The 21,649-nt window shown below is 60.6% G+C and carries 15 protein-coding genes and 4 tRNA genes; 10 read left to right on the forward strand and 9 right to left on the reverse strand.

Annotated features, from left to right (window positions below; translation table 11 throughout):
- Nucleotides 1–11: 11 nt before the first annotated feature.
- A complete protein-coding gene (locus K0F86_RS18910; protein WP_219135830.1) occupies nucleotides 12–1,883 on the reverse strand; it encodes a phosphoenolpyruvate carboxykinase (GTP) in 1,872 nt (623 codons plus the stop codon).
- A 328-nt stretch (nucleotides 1,884–2,211) separates the two neighbouring features.
- Between K0F86_RS18910 and K0F86_RS18915 the strand changes: the two genes are divergently transcribed.
- Entirely contained in the window at nucleotides 2,212–3,225 is a 1,014-nt protein-coding gene (locus K0F86_RS18915) for a D-2-hydroxyacid dehydrogenase family protein (RefSeq protein ID WP_219135831.1), read from the forward strand.
- Here the strand turns inward: K0F86_RS18915 and K0F86_RS18920 are convergent.
- Nucleotides 3,213–3,986, reverse strand: coding sequence for an L-asparaginase (locus K0F86_RS18920; RefSeq protein WP_219135832.1), 774 nt, complete (start codon nucleotides 3,984–3,986; stop codon nucleotides 3,213–3,215). The two genes, K0F86_RS18915 and K0F86_RS18920, sit on opposite strands and share 13 nt — an antisense overlap.
- A gap of 161 nt (nucleotides 3,987–4,147) precedes the next feature.
- Between K0F86_RS18920 and K0F86_RS18925 the strand changes: the two genes are divergently transcribed.
- Nucleotides 4,148–4,633, forward strand: a complete 486-nt coding sequence (locus tag K0F86_RS18925) for an asparaginase domain-containing protein (protein WP_034781194.1) — start codon at nucleotides 4,148–4,150, stop codon at nucleotides 4,631–4,633.
- A gap of 612 nt (nucleotides 4,634–5,245) precedes the next feature.
- Nucleotides 5,246–7,891 carry a TonB-dependent receptor gene (locus tag K0F86_RS18930; RefSeq protein WP_257572230.1) on the forward strand — a complete coding sequence of 882 codons (2,646 nt, stop codon included), beginning with the start codon at nucleotides 5,246–5,248 and terminating at the stop codon, nucleotides 7,889–7,891.
- Nucleotides 7,892–8,031: 140 nt separating this feature from the next.
- On the opposite strand, the gene K0F86_RS18935 is transcribed toward K0F86_RS18930, so the two are convergent.
- Both K0F86_RS18935 and dinB read right to left on the reverse strand, forming a co-directional pair.
- Complete coding sequence (locus K0F86_RS18935) at nucleotides 8,032–8,928, reverse strand: recombination-associated protein RdgC (RefSeq protein WP_099761624.1); 897 nt, start codon at nucleotides 8,926–8,928, stop codon at nucleotides 8,032–8,034.
- A 116-nt stretch (nucleotides 8,929–9,044) separates the two neighbouring features.
- Nucleotides 9,045–10,226: a DNA polymerase IV gene (gene dinB, locus K0F86_RS18940; protein WP_257572231.1), complete on the reverse strand. Its 1,182-nt coding sequence runs from the start codon at nucleotides 10,224–10,226 to the stop codon at nucleotides 9,045–9,047.
- A 141-nt stretch (nucleotides 10,227–10,367) separates the two neighbouring features.
- Between dinB and K0F86_RS18945 the strand changes: the two genes are divergently transcribed.
- The 7 genes from K0F86_RS18945 (at nucleotide 10,368) to K0F86_RS18975 (ending at nucleotide 15,061) form a co-directional block, all read left to right on the forward strand.
- Complete coding sequence (locus tag K0F86_RS18945; RefSeq protein WP_257572232.1) at nucleotides 10,368–12,506, forward strand: S9 family peptidase; 2,139 nt, start codon at nucleotides 10,368–10,370, stop codon at nucleotides 12,504–12,506.
- A gap of 99 nt (nucleotides 12,507–12,605) precedes the next feature.
- Nucleotides 12,606–12,681, forward strand: a tRNA-Val gene (locus K0F86_RS18950).
- Nucleotides 12,682–12,735: 54 nt separating this feature from the next.
- A tRNA-Asp gene (locus tag K0F86_RS18955) sits at nucleotides 12,736–12,812 on the forward strand.
- Between the two features lie 217 nt (nucleotides 12,813–13,029).
- Nucleotides 13,030–13,105, forward strand: a tRNA-Val gene (locus tag K0F86_RS18960).
- A 57-nt stretch (nucleotides 13,106–13,162) separates the two neighbouring features.
- Nucleotides 13,163–13,239: transfer RNA gene (locus K0F86_RS18965), tRNA-Asp, on the forward strand.
- A 101-nt stretch (nucleotides 13,240–13,340) separates the two neighbouring features.
- The gene (locus K0F86_RS18970; RefSeq protein ID WP_257572233.1) at nucleotides 13,341–14,444 is read left to right on the forward strand and encodes a hypothetical protein; all 1,104 of its coding nucleotides are present in this window, start codon (nucleotides 13,341–13,343) and stop codon (nucleotides 14,442–14,444) included.
- The gene (locus K0F86_RS18975) at nucleotides 14,435–15,061 is read left to right on the forward strand and encodes an ATP-binding cassette domain-containing protein (RefSeq protein WP_219135834.1); all 627 of its coding nucleotides are present in this window, start codon (nucleotides 14,435–14,437) and stop codon (nucleotides 15,059–15,061) included. The genes K0F86_RS18970 and K0F86_RS18975 overlap by 10 nt, the downstream gene beginning before the upstream one ends.
- A gap of 234 nt (nucleotides 15,062–15,295) precedes the next feature.
- Here the strand turns inward: K0F86_RS18975 and ahpF are convergent, their stop codons facing one another.
- From ahpF to rbsD, 5 genes are all read right to left on the reverse strand, one after another.
- Complete coding sequence (gene ahpF, locus K0F86_RS18980) at nucleotides 15,296–16,891, reverse strand: alkyl hydroperoxide reductase subunit F (RefSeq protein ID WP_219135835.1); 1,596 nt, start codon at nucleotides 16,889–16,891, stop codon at nucleotides 15,296–15,298.
- Nucleotides 16,892–16,990: 99 nt separating this feature from the next.
- Entirely contained in the window at nucleotides 16,991–17,554 is a 564-nt protein-coding gene (gene ahpC, locus K0F86_RS18985) for an alkyl hydroperoxide reductase subunit C (protein WP_034780873.1), read from the reverse strand.
- A 188-nt stretch (nucleotides 17,555–17,742) separates the two neighbouring features.
- Nucleotides 17,743–18,138 (reverse strand): DUF3597 domain-containing protein, encoded by a 396-nt coding sequence (locus tag K0F86_RS18990; protein WP_219135836.1) that lies wholly within the window; start codon nucleotides 18,136–18,138, stop codon nucleotides 17,743–17,745.
- A gap of 176 nt (nucleotides 18,139–18,314) precedes the next feature.
- Nucleotides 18,315–21,122 (reverse strand): EAL domain-containing protein, encoded by a 2,808-nt coding sequence (locus K0F86_RS18995; protein WP_257572234.1) that lies wholly within the window; start codon nucleotides 21,120–21,122, stop codon nucleotides 18,315–18,317.
- A 133-nt stretch (nucleotides 21,123–21,255) separates the two neighbouring features.
- Nucleotides 21,256–21,648 (reverse strand): D-ribose pyranase, encoded by a 393-nt coding sequence (gene rbsD, locus K0F86_RS19000; protein ID WP_071075034.1) that lies wholly within the window; start codon nucleotides 21,646–21,648, stop codon nucleotides 21,256–21,258.
- Between the last annotated feature and the right edge of the window lies 1 nt (nucleotide 21,649).

Below are 21,649 nucleotides of genomic sequence, written 5' to 3' on the forward strand. Positions count from 1 at the left end.
ACTACTAAACTTTATGCACTCAGCCGCTTTTCCAGCGCAGCCTTGTGATCTGCCAATTCTTGCGGCAGATGATACGCGAGTTTTTCAAACAGCTGCGTATGCAATTTCAATTCTTCCCGCCACGCCGCCTTGTCGATCGACGTGATGGTATCGAACTGTTGCTGCGTGAATGGCAAGCCATCCCAGTTCAGGTCGTCATACTGCGGCGTCGTGCCGAACAGGTTTTCCACGCCGCCCGCCGTGCCTTCGATACGCTCCAGCATCCACTTCAGCACGCGCATATTGTCGCCGAAGCCAGGCCAGACGAACTTGCCTGCCTCGTCCGTGCGGAACCAGTTGACGCAGTAGATCTTCGGCAGGGCGGCCGGGTTGACCTTGCCCACCTTGACCCCCATGTCCAGCCAGTGCTGGAAGTAATCGCTCATGTTATAGCCGATAAACGGCAACATGGCAAATGGATCGCGGCGCACGACGCCCATCTGGCCCACGGCCGCGGCCGTCGTTTCCGAACCCATGGTGGCGGCCATGTAGACGCCTTCGACCCAGTTGCGCGCTTCGGTCACCAGCGGCACGGTGGTGGAGCGGCGGCCACCGAAGATGAAGGCCGAGATCGGCACGCCGGCCGGATCGTCCCAGGCCGCGTCGATCACGGGGTTTTGCGTGGCAGCAACAGTAAAGCGTGCGTTCGGGTGTGCCGCCTTGGTGCCGGACGCCGGCGTCCAGTCCTTGCCCTGCCAGTCGATCAGGTGGCTTGGCGCTTCTTTCGTCAAGCCTTCCCACCAGACGTCGCCGTCGTCCGTCAGCGCCACGTTGGTGAAAATCGTGTTGTCGCGCATGGACGCCATGCAGTTGTAATTGGTTTTTTCATTGGTGCCCGGCGCCACGCCGAAGTAACCGGCTTCCGGGTTGATCGCGTACAAGCGGCCATCGGCGCCGGGCTTGATCCAGGCGATATCGTCGCCGATGGTGGTCACTTTCCAGCCATTAAAACTTGCCGGCGGGATCAGCATGGCGAAGTTGGTTTTGCCGCAAGCCGATGGGAACGCTGCCGCGACGTAATGCTTCTTGCCTTCCGGCGATTCCACACCGAGGATCAGCATGTGTTCGGCCAGCCAGCCCGGGTTGTTCTCGGACGCTTGCGCTTCCTGGTAACCCATGTTCGAGGCGATGCGCAGGGCGAAACATTTCTTGCCCAGCAAAGCGTTGCCGCCGTAGCCGGAGCCGAAAGACCAGATTTCGCGCGTTTCCGGGAAATGCACGATGTACTTGGTGCTGTTGCACGGCCATTTCACATCTTGCTGACCGGCAGCCAGCGGTGCGCCCACGCTGTGCACGCACGGCACGAATGCACCATCGGTACCCAGCACGTCATACACGGCGCGGCCCATGCGGGTCATGACCTTCATGTTGACGGCGACATACGGCGAATCGGACAGTTCCACGCCGATATGCGCGATCGGCGAGCCCAGCGGGCCCATCGAGAATGGCACGACGTACATGGTGCGGCCGCGCATGCAGCCATCGAACAGGCCGTTCAGGGTGTGGCGCATTTCGCCAGGCTCGGTCCAGTTATTTGTCGGGCCGGCCGCTTCTTTTGTTGCCGAGCAGATATACGTGCGGTCTTCGACGCGGGCCACGTCGCTCGGGTCCGAGCAGGCCAGGTAGGAATTCGGACGCTTGTCGGCATTCAGTTTTTTCATGGTGCCGCTGGCAACCATGTCGGCACACAGGCGCTCGTATTCTTCCTGCGAACCATCGCACCAGTAAATACGCTCCGGCTTGGTCAGCGCGGCAATGTCGGCCACCCAGTTGATCAGTTTCTGTTGTTTAATATAAGCTGGGACGTTGAGTGCGGCGACGCCACCCATGACGGGCTGATTCATATTACCTCCAATACCAATAAAAGAAATTCTGGTCATTCCGGCAAGACAGGCAGCATCGTTGAGAGGTGGCTGCGGCTCACTGCGGGCGGCGTCTTCACGCGGGCAGGGCTCTGGTGTCGTTTACCTGGATCATGCACCCAGGCTGCGGGAACAGTTTGCGCTATAACTATACTCAGGAAGCTTCAAAAGTGCCGGCGATTGTACACCCGCAAAACAGCTATTCTCGCAAAAATGTAGGAGAATAGCTTGACTAATGTAGTAGGCTATTCAGCATTTCCCGTATCCTGTTATTTCCCTACCAAATTCTTACTAAAATCGGCCATCTCCCATGAAAATTGCCATACTCGATGATTATCAGGATGCCGTGCGCAGCCTCGATTGTTTCAAATTGCTCGATGGCCACGAGGTCAAAGTGTTCAGCAATACGGCGCGGGGACTGGGTCAGCTGGCGATCCGCCTGGCGCCATTCGACGCGCTGGTGCTGATCCGCGAACGCAGCAGTTTCAACCGTGCCTTGCTGTCGAAACTGCCGAACCTGAAACTGATTTCGCAGACGGGCAAGGTCAGCGGCCACATCGATGTGGCGGCCGCCACGGAACTGGGCATCGCCATCGCGGAAGGCATCGGCTCACCCACGGCGCCGGCCGAACTGACGTGGGCGCTGATCATGGCGGCGCAGCGCAAGATCGTGCCATACGCGCAACATTTACAGGAAGGGCTGTGGCAGACCTCGTCGCTGGAAGCAAAGCGCAATACGCTGGGGACGGTATTAAAAGGGCGCACCCTGGCGATCTGGGGCTACGGCAAGATCGGTCAATTGATCGCCGGCTATGGCCGCGCCTTCGGCATGACCATCCTCGTGTGGGGCAGCGAAGCGAGCCGCGCGGCGGCCGTGGCGGCCGGCGATACGGCGGCGGTTTCACGCGCAGCGTTCTTTGAACAGGCCGACGTCTTGAGCCTGCACCTGCGCCTGTCCGAAACGACACGCGGCCTGGTCACAAGCGAAGACCTGGCGCGCATGAAACCAGACGCGCTTTTCGTCAACACCAGCCGCGCCGAACTGGTCGCCGAGGGCGCGCTGGAAGCGGCGCTGCAGATGGGACGTCCGGGCGCCGCCGCGCTGGACGTGTTTACGGATGAACCCTTGCCGCCCGGCGCGCCATTGCTGCTGCTGCCGAACGTGCTGGCCACGCCACACCTGGGCTACGTCGAGCGTGACAGCTATGAGCTGTATTTTCGCTACGCCTTGCAAAACATCGTCGATTTTGCGCAGCATGAATGCACGCGCCTGCTCAATCCCGAGGTGTTGCAGCACGCGCGGCAAACCGCTCAGGAGCGCTGAAACCCCTTGAGCAGGTCAGGCTCGCCCGTGATGCGGATGGCGGGCGCGGGCAGCGCGTGCCGGCCGCGCCACAGGCCGGCCCAGCCGGGTGGCCAGGCGATGTCCGGTCCACGGTACGGCGCCACGCCGGTGCGCACGGCCACGACCGGCACGGGCGGCATGTCCTGCAAGGGCTCGCCGGGGGTACGCTGCATGTCCAGGCTGTACATGTAGTTGGGTAATAGAGCGTCGCAGACGCGGCCAAACCACGCGCTATGGTCGTCGTCGCGCCCCAGCGCCTGCGCCAGCCCCTGTGGATCGAAACGCGCCAGGGCATCGATCAGCTCGCCGGTGGTGGCACCGGGCGTATCGCCCCAGCCCATCACGGGGTTGACGTTGTAATCGGCGCCCGAACCGTACCAGCCTTCGCGCCAGGGCCGTTGCATCCAGTCGCGCGGCCCCGTAAACAAATGCCAGCGCCAGTGCAGTCCGGACGGCTTGGGCCAGGAATACAGATACAGTTTTTGATAACCGGCCTGGTGCAGCTCGCGCACCATGGTCATCAGGCGCGCATGCGGCATGCGGTCGGGCGGCGCGCGGCGAAACAGGATCGCTTCGCCATCGGCAAACTGCACATCGTCGGTCGACAGGTTCAGGTCCAGGGTGCGCGCTTCGCTGCCGAAACGGGCGGCGATCCAGCCCGTCAGCAGATTGACGGACGTGATGACGCCATAGCCGCGGTGGCGGTGAAAAATGACGGTGCCGGGAGCGAGCGCTTTCATACGGAGTCGGGATGGCAGCAAACAAAGAAACCAGTGTACTCACAGATGGCCAAATTTTCCAGATGCGATCTGCAACGGCCCGCAGCGGACCCGCCATTCACGCAAGGCACACAATCCACGCTATCATGCGCGTCATTCTCCACTGACATCGTGACCACATCATGACTTTGCGCATACTCGCCACTGGCGGCACTTTCGACAAACACTACAACGAATTGAACGGTACCCTGGGCTTTTCCGACAGTCATTTGCCGGCAGCGATTGCCCGCGCGCGCATGACGGCACCCGTGGCCTTGGAGCAACTGCCCCTGCTCGATTCGCTCGACATGCAGGATGCGGACCGCCAGCGCGTGCTGGCCTCGTGCCGCGCGGCACAGGAGAAAGCCATCGTCATCATCCACGGCACCGACACCATGCGCGAAACGGCGCAAGTGCTGGGCGCGGCGAACCTGCAGCAAACGGTGATTTTGACGGGCGCGATGATTCCCTACGAAATCGACAACTCCGATGCCCTGTTCAACCTGGGCTTTGCCTGCGGCGTGGCGCAAACCTTGCCAGCCGGGGTGTACGTGGCCATGAATGGCCAGATCTTCGCCTGGGACAATGTGCAAAAGAACCGCGCCGCCGGCGTGTTCCAGCCCTTGTAAGCGAGCCGATGGCAGGCAGGGTGCAAACCACAGACCGGCAAATGCTCTGATCAGCACTTTTTCACAATTCAAGCAGCCCGTTTTCAACGGGCTTTTTTTTGTTTTCTGACCTTTCATAAATTCTGCAAAGCAACGGCTTTCATCGAATTATTGCAGGTAAAACATCGAATTGCCAATATAATAATTTTATGTTGTAAAAAAACGCCAGCTATCATTTTTAAAAACACCGATATTGTTAAATATAAAACTGTAATTTAACAATTAAATTAAATATTCTTCTGTATCTATAATTTATTGCCAAATCCGACACGGTTGATGTGCATTTTTTCTTGCTGAGACGACATAATGTTCGCCTCGACAAGCAATAAGTGCATTTATAACAATATTGCGCTAAGTAGTCTTCCACCTCCCACCGACGTGGTTCCACCTACCGTACACGAGCACCGCAAGCCATCTATCCGATGGCTGTATCGGTGCTCGTGTACCGCTTGTCGTTATTAAAACTACTACGGAGTAATTGTTACAATGGCATTTAAAGAAAAAATTGGCGTACGCAGCGTACGCCTGGCCCTGACCGTCCTGGCAGGTAGCGTCTTGTTCTCTGGCCAATCCATGGCGGACGAAGCAATTCAAAAAGTTGAAATTACCGGTTCGAGTATCAAGCGTATCGCCGTCGAAGGCGCACTGCCAGTGCAGCGCCTGACGCAAGAAGCGATCGCCAAGACGGGCGCCACCACGGTCGCCGACCTGCTCCAGGCCCTGCCCGCCATGCAAGGCTTTACCGTCGGTGCCGCCGCGGCTGGCACCAATTCGGGCGGCCGCACCAGCGCGTCGATCCACGATATCGGCGAAGACTACACCCTGGTCCTGCTGAACGGCCGCCGCATCGCGCCACAAGGCTCGGGCACTTCCGTCAACCTGAACGCCATTCCGATGAGCGCCGTTGAACGCGTCGAAGTGCTGACCGACGGCGCTTCTGCCCTGTACGGCTCGGATGCCATCGCCGGCGTGATTAACTTCATTCTCAAGAAGAACCAGCAAGGCGGCTCGCTGGAAGCCACCTACGGCGGCCCGGAAGACAAGGGCGGCAACGCCTGGAACACCAACGTGACCTATGGCTTCGGCGACATCGACGAAGACCGTTTCAACGTGCTGGTATCGTACCGCCATGACGAGCAATCGAACTTGCGCGCTACCGACCGCACATTCGCCCGTTCGTCGCGTATTCCAGTGAGCTTTAACGGCAAACAATACGTCTACGACAAGACCGCCATAGGCACGGCACCGGCCAACGCCACCGTGTCCGTCAAAGGCAAAGACGATTACCTCTTCAATCCATACCTGGCGAAGAAGAATAATTGTGGCGCCGTGACCAATGCCCCACTGGCAGCCAATCGGCTCGCTTGCGGTTTCGATGGCGGTTCGACGGTGGAAATCGTGCCGGAATCGAAGCGCGACAGCCTGTTTACCCGCGCCAGCTACAAACTCAACGATTCGCTGAACGCGTTTGCCGAAGTCGCCTACTCGCGCTATGACCTGACCGCGCGCATCTCGGCCAATCCGGTGTCCATCCCGATTGAGATTGACGGTGCGCAGTACAACAAGTATGTCCTGCCTTACCTGACACCAGAGCAAGTCAAGGACATCACCTCCGTGACGGCCAACTATCGCATGAGCGACTGGGGCAACCGCACCACCAACACCGTCACCGAGACCAAGCACTTCGTCGTCGGCGTCGAAGGCGAAATTGGCGCGTGGAACATCGATGCGGGCCTGACCTGGTCGCAAAATGCCATCAATGAACACTATATCGGTGGCTATGCGAAAACGGCCGATATGAAGGCCCTGCTGAAAAATCCGGCGTTCGACCCATTCCTGCCGGCCGGCACACCAACGCCGCAAATGCAAGCGCTGATCAACAATTCGCAATTCAACGGCTCGATCCGCACGGCATCGACCACCATGCGCGGCATCGATGCGCACGGCTCGCGTGAACTGTTCACCTTGCCAGGCGGCAAAGCCAACATCGGTATCGGCGCCGACTACCGCGAGTACAACTACGGCCAGACGCCGGATGCGGGCGCAAGCACCAGCACCATCTACGGCTTCAACACCTCGCCACGTTACGACCTGAGCCGTTCAACCTACGGCGTCTTCGCCGAATTGCTGGCACCGATCACCAAAACGGTGGAAGTGAGCCTGGCTGGCCGCTATGACTCCGTATCGGCGATCGACAATGGCGTCATCAACAAGACCATCGGCAAAGATGCCAACGCCAATACCTACAAGGTCACGGCACGCTGGCAGCCAGTGCAGCAACTGTTGCTGCGCGGCTCCTACGGCACGGGCTTCAAGGCTCCGGACATGCTGAGCATTGGTCAGCCTCTGGTCAACAACGGCTTTACCGGTGCTAACTGGAATTGCCCATTCCCAGGCGATGCGCTGTGCCGTGCTCCTAACAGCCAATACAATAAAATGGCTGGTGGTAACGAAAACCTGAAGCCGGAAAAATCGAAACAGTTCACCGTCGGTTTCCGTATCGAACCTAGCTCGGCATTCTCGTTCGGCGCCGATCTGTGGGACGTAAAAATCACCGACGCGGTCTCGGCCGTAAGTGAAGCGCAAGCGTTCAACAACCCAGGCATGTACCGCGACCTGTTCGGTATTTACATCGAACCGACGACAAACAAGCCCTACTATGCGTTCAAATCGCTGTCGATGAACATCGGCCAGACGCACAACCGCGGTATCGACTGGGACACGACGGCACGTAAGAAGCTTGATATCGGTAACTTCACGGCTAACCTGAGCGGCACCTATATGCTCAAGGCCGACTACACCGTGCCAGGCACCAAGAATCAGTGGACCAACAACATGAACTACTACGGCATTTCCGATGCCGTGACGTTCCGTAACCTGATGAAGCTCAACATGAGCCTGGAATCGGGCAAGCTGACCAACACGGTCATCGTGAGCTACCGTAATGGCTACACCGACGCTTCGGCCGAAGTGGTCAACCTGGCCACCAGTGCAACGGAAAAAATCCGCCTGCACGTGCCTTCGTACACGACGGTGGACTTCCAGGGCCGCTATGCTTACAGCAAAGCGGTGACCTTGCGCGCGGGTATCAAAAACCTGTTCGACCGTGAACCGCCACTGTCGCTGCGCAGCTCGCGTGGTCACCAGGTTGGTTACGATCCACGCTATGCCGATCCAATGATGCGTTCGTTCTACTTCACGGCCCAGTACAAGTTCTAAGTTGACCTCGTCAACCTAGGCTGAGCCGACCAAGGGCCTTGCAAACGCAAGGCCCTTTTTTTCGTCCAAAGATCGCCATGCCAGGCGAGAGACGAAAAAAAAGGAGCCGCAGCTCCTTTTTCGTACCTGCACAGCTGCTTTTATGCAGTTGCTTCACCACCCAAAGCTTCGACCACGTCGGCCATCAGCTTGGAGAGCTCGCCCGTCATCAGCATCAGGTCGCCGTCGAAACGCTCGTCGTCGTTCTTCGTGCTCGATTCCGTTTCCTTGATCACGTCGAGCGGCTTGACACTCTTGATGGCCAGCGACTCCGTCAGCACGAACGAGATCTTGTCATTCCACGTCATGGCCAGGCGCGTGCACTGCTTGCCGGCCGCGATGTGGCGGCGCACGTCGTCCGCTTCCAGGGTGTGGCGCACATAGCGCACGGTGGCCTTGCTTTCGCCCGTGGCGCGCAATTCCGTGTCCATGTCGACCGTGAAGCCGGCAGGCGCATCGTCGGCCTGCAGCCATTCCGTCATCACCGCCACGGGCGAGCGCTGCACGCGCAGGCTTTCCAGCGGCAATTTATCCACGGCTTTGAGCAGCAGCTTGATGACTTCATCGGCTTTCGCCGGGCTGGCCGCATCGACCACCAGCCAGCCATTGACGGGGTCGATCCACGTCCAGACGTTGCTGCGGATGCTGAAGGCGCGCGGCAGCAACTCGTCGGCCACGCGCTCCTTCAATTCCTTCATGGCCTTTTTACCGGGCGCAAAGCCTTGCGCTTCTTCCATCTCGGCGGCGCGGGCCTTGGCCACCTGGTTGATGACGGTCGCTGGCAAGAGTTTCTTTTCCGTGCCCAGCAAGATCAACATTTGCTTGTTGACCACGTGGACCAGGCCACCGTTCGGGCGTGGCGTATCCCAGCCCTGGCGCATCAGATCCATGCTGGTCGCCGGCGTAAATTTGTTCGAGGACAAGGCCTCTTCCAGTTGTTCTGGCGTATAAGCCCATGGTGCGGGCAGGCGGTAAATCTGAAGATTCTTGAACCACATAGTTTTTGTCTTCCGTTTGTTTCAGTAGTGCCAGGGGAACGCCATTCTACACTTTCGACGTGAAAATGCCGTCAAAAGCGCGGTCTGGCGCGGTATGTATCTTGTAGGAAACGCCGCTACAGGGCGGGAAACAGCTCCGCCTGGGCCGGCGCCTGCCGCGTCACGACGGCCGGATCGGACAAGGTCGAGATGCGCACGCCCAGCAGGCGGATTTTCTTGTCAAATGGCACGCGCCGCAGGCAATCGCGGCTGGCGCGCAGGATGGCGGCGGCGTCCGCCGTGGCGCTGGGCAGGGTGATGTCGCGCGTGACGGTGCTGAAATCCTCGAAGCGCAGCTTGATGCCCACCGTGCGCCCCGCCAGCGATTGTTTATCGAGGTCGCCCGCCACGCGCGTGCACAGGCTTTCCAGCTTTTCCGACAGGGTGGCGCGGTCGCGCACCACCTGCAAGTCGCGCTCGAACGTCGTCTCGCGGCTGACGGACTTGGTTTCCCGGCTCGTCTGCACGGGCCGCTCGTCGATGCCCAGCGCCGCCTGGCGCAGCCAGCCCGTGTACAGGTCGCCGAACTGCGTGCGCAGCATGGCCATGTCGGCTTGCGCCAGCTCGCCGATGCTGACGATGCCCAGCGCTTCGAGCTTGGCCGTGGCCTTCGGGCCGATGCCATTGATCTTTTTTGCCGGCAAGGGCCAGACCCGCGTTTCCACATCCTCGGGCGACAAAATGGTCAGCCCGTCGGGTTTTTCCAGGTCGGAACAGATTTTTGCCAACAATTTGTTGGGCGCCAGGCCGACCGAGCACGACAGGCCAGTCGCCTCGAACACGGCCGCCTTCAGGCGCGCCGCCATGGCCGGCGCCTGCTCGCCATGTTCGGTCAGGTCGACATAGATTTCATCGATGCCCACGTTCTGGATGATGGGGGCAAGATTGGCCACGGCTTGCTTGAAGCGGGCGGAGTATTCACGGTAGGCCTCGAAATCGGCGGGCAGCAGGATGCTGTCGGGCGCCAGTTTCGCCGCCTTCATGATGCCCATGGCGGAAAACACGCCGAACGCGCGCGCCGCATACGTCGACGTGGTGACGACGCCGCGCCCCACGTAGTCGCGCATGCGCGCGAACTGCCGCGTACCGTCTTCCTGCAGCACCGGTTGCTGCAGCCGGCCGCCGCCGATGACGACGGCTTCGCCGCGCAATTCGGGATATTTCAGCAGTTCCACGGAGGCAAAGAAGGCATCCATGTCCAGGTGAGCTATCCAGCGGCGGGCGGGTGGCTCGGGAAGTGGGGAGGCAGATGTGGTCAAGGACACCTCGCGGCAGGACACTGTAGTTATATACAGTATCGCTGGAAATGCCCGTGGATGCAAGTTGAAACGCATGCGCGCCATAGTTGCTTTTCTCAATGGCAATATTACAATCCTGACACGACTATAAAAGGAGTTGCCTTGTCTACAGCACATCAAGCTTTGCGCCACATGGCCGTCTGCTCATCCATCCTGCTGTCCACGCTGGCGCCATCCGCGCTGGCCGCCGATGCCACCGCGCCAGTCGCCGCCAAGACGGCCTGGCAGGAAACACGCCACGGCACGGTCGTCACGGACGACTACCGCTGGCTGCAAAAGAAGACCGATCCTGCCGTGATCGACTACCTGAATGCGGAAAACGCCTACACGGCGGCCGTCACAGCCCCGATCCAGCCGCTGGCCGACAAGCTGACTGCGGAAGTCAAGGGCCGCATGCAGGAAGTGGACCTGTCCGTGCCCGCACGCCAGGGCAATTTCTACTATTACACGCGCACGGAAGCAGGCAAGCAATACCCGCTGCATTGCCGCCGCCCTGTCGGCGCCAGCGGCGCCTACGATGCGCAGGCGATCGAAGAAATCTTGCTGGACCAGAATCAATTGGCCGAAGGCCACAAATTCTTTGCCGTGCGCGCGTTTGCCATCAGCCCGAATGAACAATTGCTGGCCTACACCACCGACACGACGGGTTTCCGCCAGTACGAGCTGCATGTCAAGGATTTGAAGACGGGCAAGTTGCTCACGGATACCATGCCGCGCGTGACGTCGCTGGCCTGGTCGGCGGACAACGCCACCCTGATGCTGGCGCAGGAAGACGCCACCACCAAGCGTTCGGACCGTTTGTTCCGCCTGGCCCTGGGTGGCACACCGCGGCAGGTCTACCACGAGCCGGTGGAGCAGTTCGCCATCAACGTGGGCCGCACGCACGACCAGCGCTTCTTCGTGCTGACCTCGGGCAGCACGGACACCAGCGAAGTGCTGCTGTTGCCAACGAACAAGCCTGATGGCAGTTTCCAGAGTGTGCTGAAACGCGAAAAAGGCCACCGCTACGTCGTCGAGCACCGCGACGGCCAGCTGTATATGTTGACCAACAAGGAGGCGAAAAATTTCCGCGTCGTCAGCGCGCCATTGAGCGCCCCGCAGCCGAAGCACTGGAAGCCCGTCGTGCCGCACAACAAGGACGCCGTGATCCAGTCCATCGACGTGTTCCAGGGCTACCTGGTGGTGATGGAAAAGGCGCGTGCCCTGAACCGCGCGCGCATCTATGATTTTGCGCACAAGAACTGGAAAACGGTGCAGTTCGACGACCCCGTCTACCTGGCCACGGCGGCCGGCACGCCAGAGTTTACCGCCACGCAATTTCGCATGTCGTATCAGTCGCCCGTCACGCCGCCCACGGTGCTTGACGTCAGCATGCAGGATGGCAAGCGCACGGTGCTGAAACAGCAGGAAATCGTCGGCGGCTATGATGGCAGCCGCTACACCACGCAACGCCTGTGGGTGAAGGCGCGTGATGGCGTGCAAGTGCCGCTGTGGGTCATCTACAAAAAAGGCGTCAAGCTCGACGGTTCCGCGCCGCTGCTGCTGTACTCGTATGGTTCCTACGGCATCTCGACGGAAGCCAGCTTTGGCCTCGCCCGCCTCAGTCTGCTGGACCGCGGTGTCATCTATGCGCAAGCGCATATCCGCGGCGGCACGGACATGGGCGAAGCCTGGCATGAGGACGGCATGCTGATGAAGAAGAAAAACACCTTCAATGACTTCATCGACAGCGCCGACTACCTGGTGCGCGAAAAATGGACCAGCCCGAATCGCCTCATCATCCAGGGCGGCAGCGCCGGCGGCCTCCTGATGGGCGCCGTCGTCAACATGCGCCCCGAGCTGTTCCACGCCGTGCACGCGGCCGTACCCTTCGTCGACGTGATGAACACCATGATGGACGCCAGCCTGCCCCTGACGACAGGGGAATACCTGGAATGGGGCGACCCGAACCAGAAGGCGGCCTACGACTACATGCTCAGCTACTCGCCTTACGACAACATTGCGCGCAAGAATTATCCTGCCATGCTGGTGACGACGGGCCTGAACGACAGCCAGGTCATGTACTGGGAACCGGCAAAATATGTGGCCAAGCTGCGCGCGTATAAAACGGACGGCAATCCCCTGCTGCTGAAAACGAATATGGGCGCCGGCCACGGCGGTGCGTCGGGGCGCTATAACGCGATTGCCGAGAATGCGTTCAATATGGCGTGGATGCTGTCGCAATGGGGTATTACCCAATAATGTAAAAAAAGCGCTTGCAGAAGGATTTTAGCCATCCTATAATAGCGCCTCTTCCAGACGTGGTGACAAACGTCGGGATAGTTTTCTGAGACAAGCAACGGGTGCTTAGCTCAGTTGGTAGAGCGGCGCCCTTACAAGGCGTAGGTCGGGAGTTCGAGCCTCTCAGCACCCACCAAATCAGAAAACTGTCCAGTGCTTCATGGATCAGCAATACAGATCATACGAGCTTGGAGTGGTAGTTCAGTTGGTTAGAATACCGGCCTGTCACGTCGGGGGTCGCGGGTTCGAGTCCCGTCCGCTCCGCCAATAAAAGAAAAGCCCTTTGGTTCCCAGAACCGAAGGGCTTTTCCCATTTCCGAACCAGAAAACACGTCAATACTCGCTCCCTTGAACATTTTTGCGCTTTTCAGCAAAAAAACTGCTTTTCGCCCCCAAGAATAGTTGCACAAGCAGGAAAGCGCCCCCTATAATAGTGCCTCTTCCAGACGTGGTGACAAACGTCGGGATAGTTTTCTGGGTATGCGGGTGCTTAGCTCAGTTGGTAGAGCGGCGCCCTTACAAGGCGTAGGTCGGGAGTTCGAGCCTCTCAGCACCCACCACCAATACAGAAAATTATCCAGTGCTTCATGGATCAGCAACACAGATCATACGAGCTTGGAGTGGTAGTTCAGTTGGTTAGAATACCGGCCTGTCACGTCGGGGGTCGCGGGTTCGAGTCCCGTCCGCTCCGCCAATAAAAGAAAAGCCCTTTGGTTCCTGGAACCGAAGGGCTTTTCCCATTCTGGACAGCAAATGCTCTAGAATCTGTCGCACCGCCGACTTTGCTACACCACAATGCGCCTGCCCCGCAGCTTTTCCCCCTACCTCGCCCTGCGCTTGCGCCTGGCCCATCACGCCCTGCTGCAATTTGCCGCCAGCGTGACCAGTTCCATGGAAATCCTCGTGTTCCTGGCCGGTCCCGTCCTGCTGGGTCTGCTCAGCGTCATCGCCCTGCCCGGCTTTCTTGCCGTGAGCCTGCCCTGGCCTGCCGTCTTGGGCGTGGTCAGCGCGCAAGTCCTGCTGACCTGCCTGCCCGCCTGGCTGCTGCGCAAGCGATTGCTGCCGGCGCATACCGCCGCCTGGCTGCGCCAGCTGCCCTTGCCGCCGCGCCTGCGCTGGCAAGCCGATTTCGCCGTGGCCGGCCTGCTGATGCTGCCGCTGGGCCTCGCCTATGCCGTCTCGGCCAGCATCTGGCTGCTGCAGTCGCCGCCCTGGCTACGCCCGGTTGTCGCGCCCGGCATGGCCGCCACCATCGGCGCCTGGCTGCTGGCCTGGCTGCTGAGCACGCTCATCGTGGCGCAGCGCCTGCGCGCACCGCGTCCCGCACAAGGCGCACGCCCGCCCACGATGACGGCCTATGTGCCGCAACGGCCCCGCTGGCGCGGCGTATTCGTGTGGCGCCAGCTGTTCTGGCTGCCGTTCTGGCGCAACGAGAATGTGATCGGCATCCAGCAAAGCGTGCTGCTGGTCATGGCTGGCGCCAGCATGCTGGCCTGGCTGCTGCGTGTGCCCCTGGTGCCCGCGCCGCTGCTCGGTTTGCTGGCCAGCGCCAGCCTGATCATTGTGACGGACCGGGGCGACAAGGCCGTGCGCGAGCAGATCGCCGTGCTGCGCCCCGTGCTGAACGCCTGGCCCCTGGCCAGCACGGCCCTGACGCGCCTGGCTTGCGCCGCCAGCCTGCTGCCGCCGTTTGCCGTGCTGCTGGCGGGCGCTGTCTTGCTGTACAACATGAACCCCGCCGCCTTGCAGCAGCGCGTCACCAGCGTGTATGCCCTCACGGCCAGCGCGGCCCTGCTGGCCATCGTCGGCCTGCCCCGCCTCACGGCGCGCGGCCGCGTTGCCCTCATCGTTTTCTCCATCCTTGCCTTGAGCGCCATCGGAAGCGAATTATGGAATTGAATGTTTCTTCTCCCGTGCTGCACATCGAACACCTCGATTTTCATTTCCCCACGCACAGCGTCTTCCAGGGGTTCAACCAGCAATTCGGCCCCGGCGTCACCTGGCTGCGGGGGGCGAACGGGGCCGGCAAGACGACCCTGCTGAAGCTGGCGGGAGGCGCCCTGCTGCCCGCGCGCGGCGCCATCCGCCTGGACGACATCGACAGCGGTTTCAGGCCGTTGGCCTACCGCGCGCAAGCGTTCTATTGCGGCGGCGACCTACCCACCCTGCCCTGGCTGCAAGTGCACGAGTTTCTCGACCTGCACCTGGCCCTGTACCCTGGCAGCGACCAGTCGCTGCTGAACGACGAGCTGAGCGCGTTTGCCATGCTGCCAACCTTGCAGCAAAGCATCACCGCCCTCTCGCTGGGCCAGCACAAAAAGCTGCAACTGGCCTTGGCCCTGGCCTTGCCCGTGCGCCTGCTGCTGATCGACGAGCCGTTCAATGGCCTAGACGCGGCCGCCATGGCGTACCTGCGCGCGCGCCTGTCCGACCCGGCCCGCCTGGCGCGCCAGTGCATCGTGCTGAGCAGCCACCTGGCGCCGGACGTGCCGCTGGCGGCCACGGTGGAAATATAGACAGGAAATACAACTTTGCAGATCGGCCAAGGACCGCTTACGATGCCGTGTTGCAAAAACCGGCGATCCCGGTGCAGCCACGACCACAACACGGCGCCGAAGGACATGCCCGTCGACGGCGTTCAGGTGTATGTAGCCGCCAATCCCCTGTACGCGGGCAGCCAAGTTCCCTCTACACGTAAAAAAACCGGAAGCGCCTTGCGGTGCTTCCGGTTTTTTTTGCGGCTGGACAGCTTACGCCGTCAGCGCTTCTTTCACTGCGGCTTCTTCAACCACTTCCTCGTCGTCCGAGCGGATCAGGTGGTCAAAGGCGGACAGGGCTGCCTTGGCGCCTTCGCCGGTGGCGATGATGATCTGCTTGTACGGCACCGTGGTGACGTCGCCGGCCGCAAATACGCCGGGGATCGAGGTCTGGCCGCGGGCGTCCACTTCGATTTCACCGTGGCGCGACAACGCGACCGTGCCTTTCAGCCACTCCGTGTTCGGCACCAGGCCGATTTGCACGAAGACGCCTTCCAGCTCGACCTTCTTCGACTCGCCGCTGACCCGGTCCGTGTAGCTGAGGCCATTGACGATCTTGCCGTCGCCGTGGATCTCGGTGGTTTGCGCCGAGGTAATCACGGTCACGTTAGGCAGGCTGTGCAGCTTGCGTTGCAGCACCGCATCGGCACGCAATTCCGCGCCGAACTCGATCAGGGTCACGTGTTTTACCAGGCCGGCCAGGTCGATCGCCGCTTCCACGCCCGAGTTGCCGCCGCCGATCACGGCCACGCGCTTGCCCTTGAACAAGGGACCATCGCAGTGCGGGCAGTAGGCGACACCGCGGTTGCGGTATTCCTTCTCGCCCGGCACATTGATTTCGCGCCAGCGGGCGCCGGTGGCCAGGATCACGGTCTTGGCTTTCAGCACGGCGCCATTCGCCGTTTCGACCTCGATCAGCTTGCCCGGCGTCAACTTCGTGGCGCGCTGGGTGTTCATGATGTCGACGTCATAGGTCTTGACGTGCTGTTCCAGCGCCATGGCGAACTTCGGACCATCGGTTTCCTTGACGGAAATAAAATTCTCGATGGCCATGGTGTCGAGGGTCTGGCCGCCGAAACGCTCGGCCAGCACGCCCGTGTTGATGCCTTTGCGGGCCGCGTAGATGGCCGCTGCCGCGCCGGCAGGACCGCCACCGACGATCAGTACATCAAAGACATCTTTCTTGCTCAAAGCTTCCGCCTGGCGGGCGCCGGCATTGGTGTCGAGCTTGGCGAGGATTTCCTCGACATTCGTGCGTCCCTGGCCGAAGTGCTGGCCATTCAGGAACATCATCGGCACGGCCATGATCTGGCGTTCTTCCACTTCTTGCGGGAACACGCCGCCATCGATGGTGGTGACCTTGATGCGCGGGTTGATCACCGCCATGGCATTCAAGGCCTGCACCACTTCCGGGCAGTTATGGCAGGAGAGCGAAATAAACGTTTCAAACTCGTAATCGCCGTCGAGGTTGCGGATCTGCTCGATCACGGCATCGTCGAACTTGATGGTGTGGCCGCCCACTTGCAGCAGCGCCAGCACCAGCGAGGTAAATTCGTGGCCCAACGGCACACCGGCGAAACGCACGCCGATATCGGAGCCGGTACGGTTGATGCTGAACGACGGGACCCGTACGCCGGCGTCAAGGCGCTCGACCAGCGTGATCTTGTCGCTCAACAGGACTATCTCCTGGAGCAATTCCTTCATCTCGCGGGCTTTTGCGCTGTCATCGAGAGAAGCGACCAGCTCAAGCGGATACACCACTTTTTCCAGGTAGGATTTCAGTTGGGTTTTGAGGGTTGCGTCTAACATGATTTTTTTCCTTTTCTACAAATATTTAGGCGAATGCCGGGCCGGACACCCGGTCCGGCATCGCGGTAACTACTTGTTTGCTGCTTGCTGCTTCAAGATTTAGATCTTGCCAACCAGGTCCAGCGATGGGGTCAGCGTTGCTGCGCCTTCCGTCCATTTGGCTGGGCAAACTTCGCCTGGGTGAGCGGCAACGTATTGAGCTGCCTTGACTTTGCGCAACAGTTCCGACGCGTCACGGCCGATGCCGTTGTCATGCACTTCCAGCACTTTGATGAAGCCGTCTGGATTGATGACGAAGGTACCGCGCAGTGCCATGCCTTCTTCTTCGATCATGACTTCGAAATTGCGCGACAGGGTGCCGGTCGGGTCGCCGATCAGTGCGTATTGCACTTTCTTGATCGCGTCCGAGGTATCGTGCCATGCTTTGTGCGCGAAATGCGAGTCGGTCGAGATGCCGTAGACATCGACGCCCAGCTTCTGGAATTCAGCGTGGTGATCGGCCAGGTCTTCCAGTTCGGTTGGGCAAACGAAGGTGAAGTCGGCTGGGTAGAACACGAATACCGACCACTTGCCTTTCAGCGATGCTTCCGTCAGGTCGACGAATTTGCCATTGTGGAATGCGGTTGCCTTGAATGGTTTAACTTGGGTATTGATGAGCGACATAATCATTTCCTCTCGTGTGGTGAATCAGTAAGACTCTAGTGTAAGGGGTTTTAGCCCATATGCAAAATTGATTGTAACAATAGTTTCAATTGGTTTTAGCTATCGCTACATGATGGGAACTCCATGATAGGCAGTTCCCACAGGATTGAACAGCGACAAAAAGGGTTCCCCTTCCTGCCGCCGGGTCTTTAATTTTTGAGTTCTTCCGGTACTTTGCCGCCGTTGTCCGCCAGCTTGATCATCACCTGGCGGTGCAGCCAGATGTTCATGCTGGCCGAATCGTTGGTGTCGCCCGTGAAGTGCAGCTCTTGCGCCAGTTCCTTGCGCGAAGCCAGGCTGCTATCGAGTTGAAGCAGTTTCATCAGGTCGACGATGGACGTGCGCCAATTGAGTGTTTCCGCGTTCTTGCTGGCCAGGTCGACCAGCACCACTTCCACGTCCACCACCGGCACGGCAACCGCTGGTGCAGCAGCAACTGCTGCTGGTGCCGCTGGCGCATCGGTAGCGGCCGCTGGCGTGGCTGCCGGGGCAGCGTCGGACGCATGGTGGAAGATTTTATTGTAGATATTGCTGAAAATGCCCATGAGGTCACCTCGAGTTGAGTGAATGGAAGAAGAGTTGCCTGCGCGCCCGGTTCATGACGCGAACCGGTGACAGCTGGAGCCGGGTGCAGGCGCCAGCCCGTCGAGTATAAGCCCGTTCAGACCGGAAGCCCTGTCCCGCAGGGCCAGTGGACATCTGGTGGCAGGACATGCCTGTTTCAAGGGTGCAAGGGCCGCCGGGCGTGCAGCAGCGCATCGAACGCTTCGATGGCCAGCGGCGGCGCAAACAGCTCGCCTTGCGCAAAATCGCAGCCGATTTCCAGCAGCCGCGCGCGCTGCTCCGGCGTCTCCACCCCTTCGGCGATCACCTGCAAGCCCAGTTTATGCGCCATGGTGACGATGGCTTCGCACAGCGCCAGTTCGCTGGCCCCGGGCGCCAGCTTGCGCACCAGCACGCCGTCGAGCTTCAGGTAATCGATGCCGCACTGCTGCAATTGGGTCAGCGAAGCGGGGCCGCTGCCGAAGTTGTCCAAGGCGATCTGCAGGCCCGCCTCGCGCAAGTGCTGCAGCCGCTGCGCCATGCCGCTGCCGCTGCCGGCGCCCAGCAGCGCATCTTCGCGCATGTCGAGCACGATGGCCGAAGCCGGCACATCGAGCGCCAGCAACTGGCGCAGCCAGGTGCCGGGCGCCTCCACTTCGCGCTGCAGCTCCAGCGGCGACTGGTTCAGGCACAGTTGCAGCCCCGGCAAGCCGATGGCCTGCCCCTGCGCGCGCCAGCGCAGCAGTTGCGCGGCCGCCGTGCGCAGCACCCAGTCGCCGATGTCGACGATCAAGCCGCTGCTCTCGGCCAGCGCCAGAAAATCCGGCGGGCATACCACACCCCGCTGCGGATGGTGCCAGCGCAGCAAGGCTTCCACCTTGGCAATATTGCCGCTGTGCAGCTCGACGATGGGCTGGTAATGCAGCTGCATCTGCTGTTCGCGCAAGGCCGTGCGCAAGTCCGCCCCCAGGCGCATGCGGTTGACGGCCGCCACCTGCATGGCGGGCGTGAAATAGCTGTAGCGGTTGCGCCCCGCGCCTTTCGACACATACATGGCCTGGTCCGCATGCTTGAGCAAGTCCTCGATAGTGCCCGCGTCGTCCGGATACAAGGTGATGCCGATCGAGGCGGAGACAAACGCCTGCTCCTGCCCCAGCAAGAACGGCGCCAGCAAGCCGTCGAGTATCTGCCGCGCGATGCGGTCAACTTGCTGCAGATCATCGAGATCGGACAGGATCACCGTGAATTCATCGCCGCCCAGGCGCGCCACCGTATCCGTCTCGCGCACGCCCACGCGGATGCGCCGCGCCGCTTCGATCAGCAAGATATCGCCCTGGTGGTGACCGAGGGTGTCGTTGACTTCCTTGAAATGGTCGAGGTCGATGAACAGGATGGCCACGCGGCTCGTATCGCGCCGGCCCTGGGCCAGCGCCAGGCGCAAACGCTCGTGGAACATGCGCCGGTTTGGCAGTTGCGTCAGGGTATCGAAATTGGCTTGCTGCCAGATCAGCGCTTCCGTTTGCCGCTTGTCCGTCACGTCTTCCAGCATGCACAGGTGGTGCGGCCCACCGTGGCGCGCCGTGGCGATGGCCGTCACCGAGGCATCGACCCACACCACGTCGCCATCGGGACGCACGATGCGCTTGGCGTGGCGGAAGCCCGGCATGCGCCGCGCCAGCAGCTGCGCCACGTGTGCCTGCTCGCCCGCCACGTCGTCGGGATGGCTGATCTCCATCCAGCTCGTTTGCTTCATGTTTTCCAGGCTGCGCCCGGCGATGGCCAGATAGCGCGGATTAATATCCAGAAACTGTCCGCTCACGGTATCGATCAGGGCGATGCCCATCGGTGCTTCCTCGAACATGGTGCGAAAGCGCAATTCCCCTTGCCGGATGGTTTCCTCGGTACGGCGGCGCTCGCGCGCCAGGTTGCTGAAGTGAAAGGCAGCCGACACGGCCAGCAAGCTGCCCGCCACGCCCAGCGACAGGTACAACCAGCCGAGATCCGCGCCCGGCACAGGGTGGTACAGGAAACCCTGGTAGGCGCGGCTGTCCGTGGCATTGCGCGGCAGCACGCCCATGGCGGCATAGGTGTCGGCAATGTGCTGCCAGCGCTGGGGATTCATGTAGCCGAGCTCCACCAGCACGGGCTGCAGCAGCAATTCCATCTGCTGCGCCTCGTACAGCAGGTGATCGCGGTCATGGCGCTGGCTGTATTTGACGTGAATCACATCCGCCATTTCCTCGCGGTGCGCCATCGCGTATTGCCAGCCGCGCAGGCTGGCCGCGCGGAACGCTTTCACGCGCTCAGGGTGCCGGCGCAGTTCGTACTCGCTGGTAAACAAATTGTCGCCGTAGAAATCGATGCCGGCCGTGCGCGGCGTAAACTGGTAATAGGGAAAGCCCGCCCGGTCCAGGTAGTCCGGTTCGTTGGTGGAATAGGCGGCAATCGCGTCGACCTTGCCATCGATCAAATCCCCGATCCGGTAGCTGGGCGGCAAGTGGCGCATCTGCTGCGGCGCGACGCCCATTTTCCGCAGGTACAGCGAGACTTCATCGAATGCGCCTGCCACGTCGCTGGCCGCACCGATCATCACGGGCGCCCCCACCAGCTTGCGCACATCGGGCGCACCGCCATGCTGGCGCATCAGCAGCACGCTGGGCGAATGCTGGAACACCACGGCCAGCACCACCACGGGCTTGCCGGCCATGCGGCTGAGCAACAAGGTGCTGTTACCTACGCCATAGTCGGCCTGGCCCGTCAGCACGGCCGCCTCGGCAAGCGGCACGCCGCTGCCTTCGACCAATGTCACCTCGAGGCCCGCCTCGCGGTAATAACCTTGCTCGATGGCCGCGTAATAGCCGGCAAACTGGAACTGGTGCGTGAAATTGAGCTGCAGGGAGATAGGCTCCAGCGCGCGGGCTTGTGTGGCCAGGCACAGCAGCAGAATGAAACAGCAGCGGAAAGCGTCGAATGCTTTCATCGGCATGGCAGGACACCACAGGAAGCTGCCGGGCTGGCAGGGTACGGCTATTGTAGCCGCCCCTTTTGCCGATGGATAATTATTTCACTAAAAACAATAACGTTGATGTTTTTGGCAAACAATCTGGCATTTGTTTGCGCTAGAACACGACGCCTGCCACCAATATGATGTTGGCATACGGACTGCATTCGCCCGTACGCACGATGGCGCGCGCGCCCTTGCTCAATTGCTTGAACTCCTCGTGCGTCACCTGGCGCGCATCGGGCAAGGCCAGGGCCGCCACCTGCGCCGCCATGGCCGGATTATGCTGCGGCAATTCGCTGGCCAGCAAATGGTATTCCACCTGCATTTCACTCAATACCGTGTTGACGGTATCGATGAAGCCGGGAATGCCGCGCGTCAGGGCCAGGTCGATCAGGGGCACGCCCGGCTGCGAGGGCAAGCCCGCGTCGCCGATGACGAGCATGTCGCCATGACCGAGCGATGCGATCAGTTGCGACAGCGCAATATTGAGCAGCGGTGTTTTTTTCATG

The sequence above is a fragment of the Janthinobacterium sp. UMAB-60 genome, assembly GCF_900095235.1.
Taxonomy (GTDB): domain Bacteria; phylum Pseudomonadota; class Gammaproteobacteria; order Burkholderiales; family Burkholderiaceae_D; genus Janthinobacterium.

Coding starts and splice junctions, on each gene's coding strand:
- K0F86_RS18910 (WP_219135830.1), bottom strand. CDS start 1,883: ATGAATCAGCCCGTCATGGGTGGCGTCGCCGCACTCAACGTCCCAGCT.
- K0F86_RS18915 (WP_219135831.1), top strand. CDS start 2,212: ATGAAAATTGCCATACTCGATGATTATCAGGATGCCGTGCGCAGCCTC.
- K0F86_RS18920 (WP_219135832.1), bottom strand. CDS start 3,986: ATGAAAGCGCTCGCTCCCGGCACCGTCATTTTTCACCGCCACCGCGGC.
- K0F86_RS18925 (WP_034781194.1), top strand. CDS start 4,148: ATGACTTTGCGCATACTCGCCACTGGCGGCACTTTCGACAAACACTAC.
- K0F86_RS18930 (WP_257572230.1), top strand. CDS start 5,246: ATGGCGGACGAAGCAATTCAAAAAGTTGAAATTACCGGTTCGAGTATC.
- K0F86_RS18935 (WP_099761624.1), bottom strand. CDS start 8,928: ATGTGGTTCAAGAATCTTCAGATTTACCGCCTGCCCGCACCATGGGCT.
- K0F86_RS18970 (WP_257572233.1), top strand. CDS start 13,341: ATGCGCCTGCCCCGCAGCTTTTCCCCCTACCTCGCCCTGCGCTTGCGC.
- K0F86_RS18975 (WP_219135834.1), top strand. CDS start 14,435: ATGGAATTGAATGTTTCTTCTCCCGTGCTGCACATCGAACACCTCGAT.
- ahpF (WP_219135835.1), bottom strand. CDS start 16,891: ATGTTAGACGCAACCCTCAAAACCCAACTGAAATCCTACCTGGAAAAA.
- ahpC (WP_034780873.1), bottom strand. CDS start 17,554: ATGTCGCTCATCAATACCCAAGTTAAACCATTCAAGGCAACCGCATTC.
- K0F86_RS18990 (WP_219135836.1), bottom strand. CDS start 18,138: ATGGGCATTTTCAGCAATATCTACAATAAAATCTTCCACCATGCGTCC.
- K0F86_RS18995 (WP_257572234.1), bottom strand. CDS start 21,122: ATGCCGATGAAAGCATTCGACGCTTTCCGCTGCTGTTTCATTCTGCTG.
- rbsD (WP_071075034.1), bottom strand. CDS start 21,648: ATGAAAAAAACACCGCTGCTCAATATTGCGCTGTCGCAACTGATCGCA.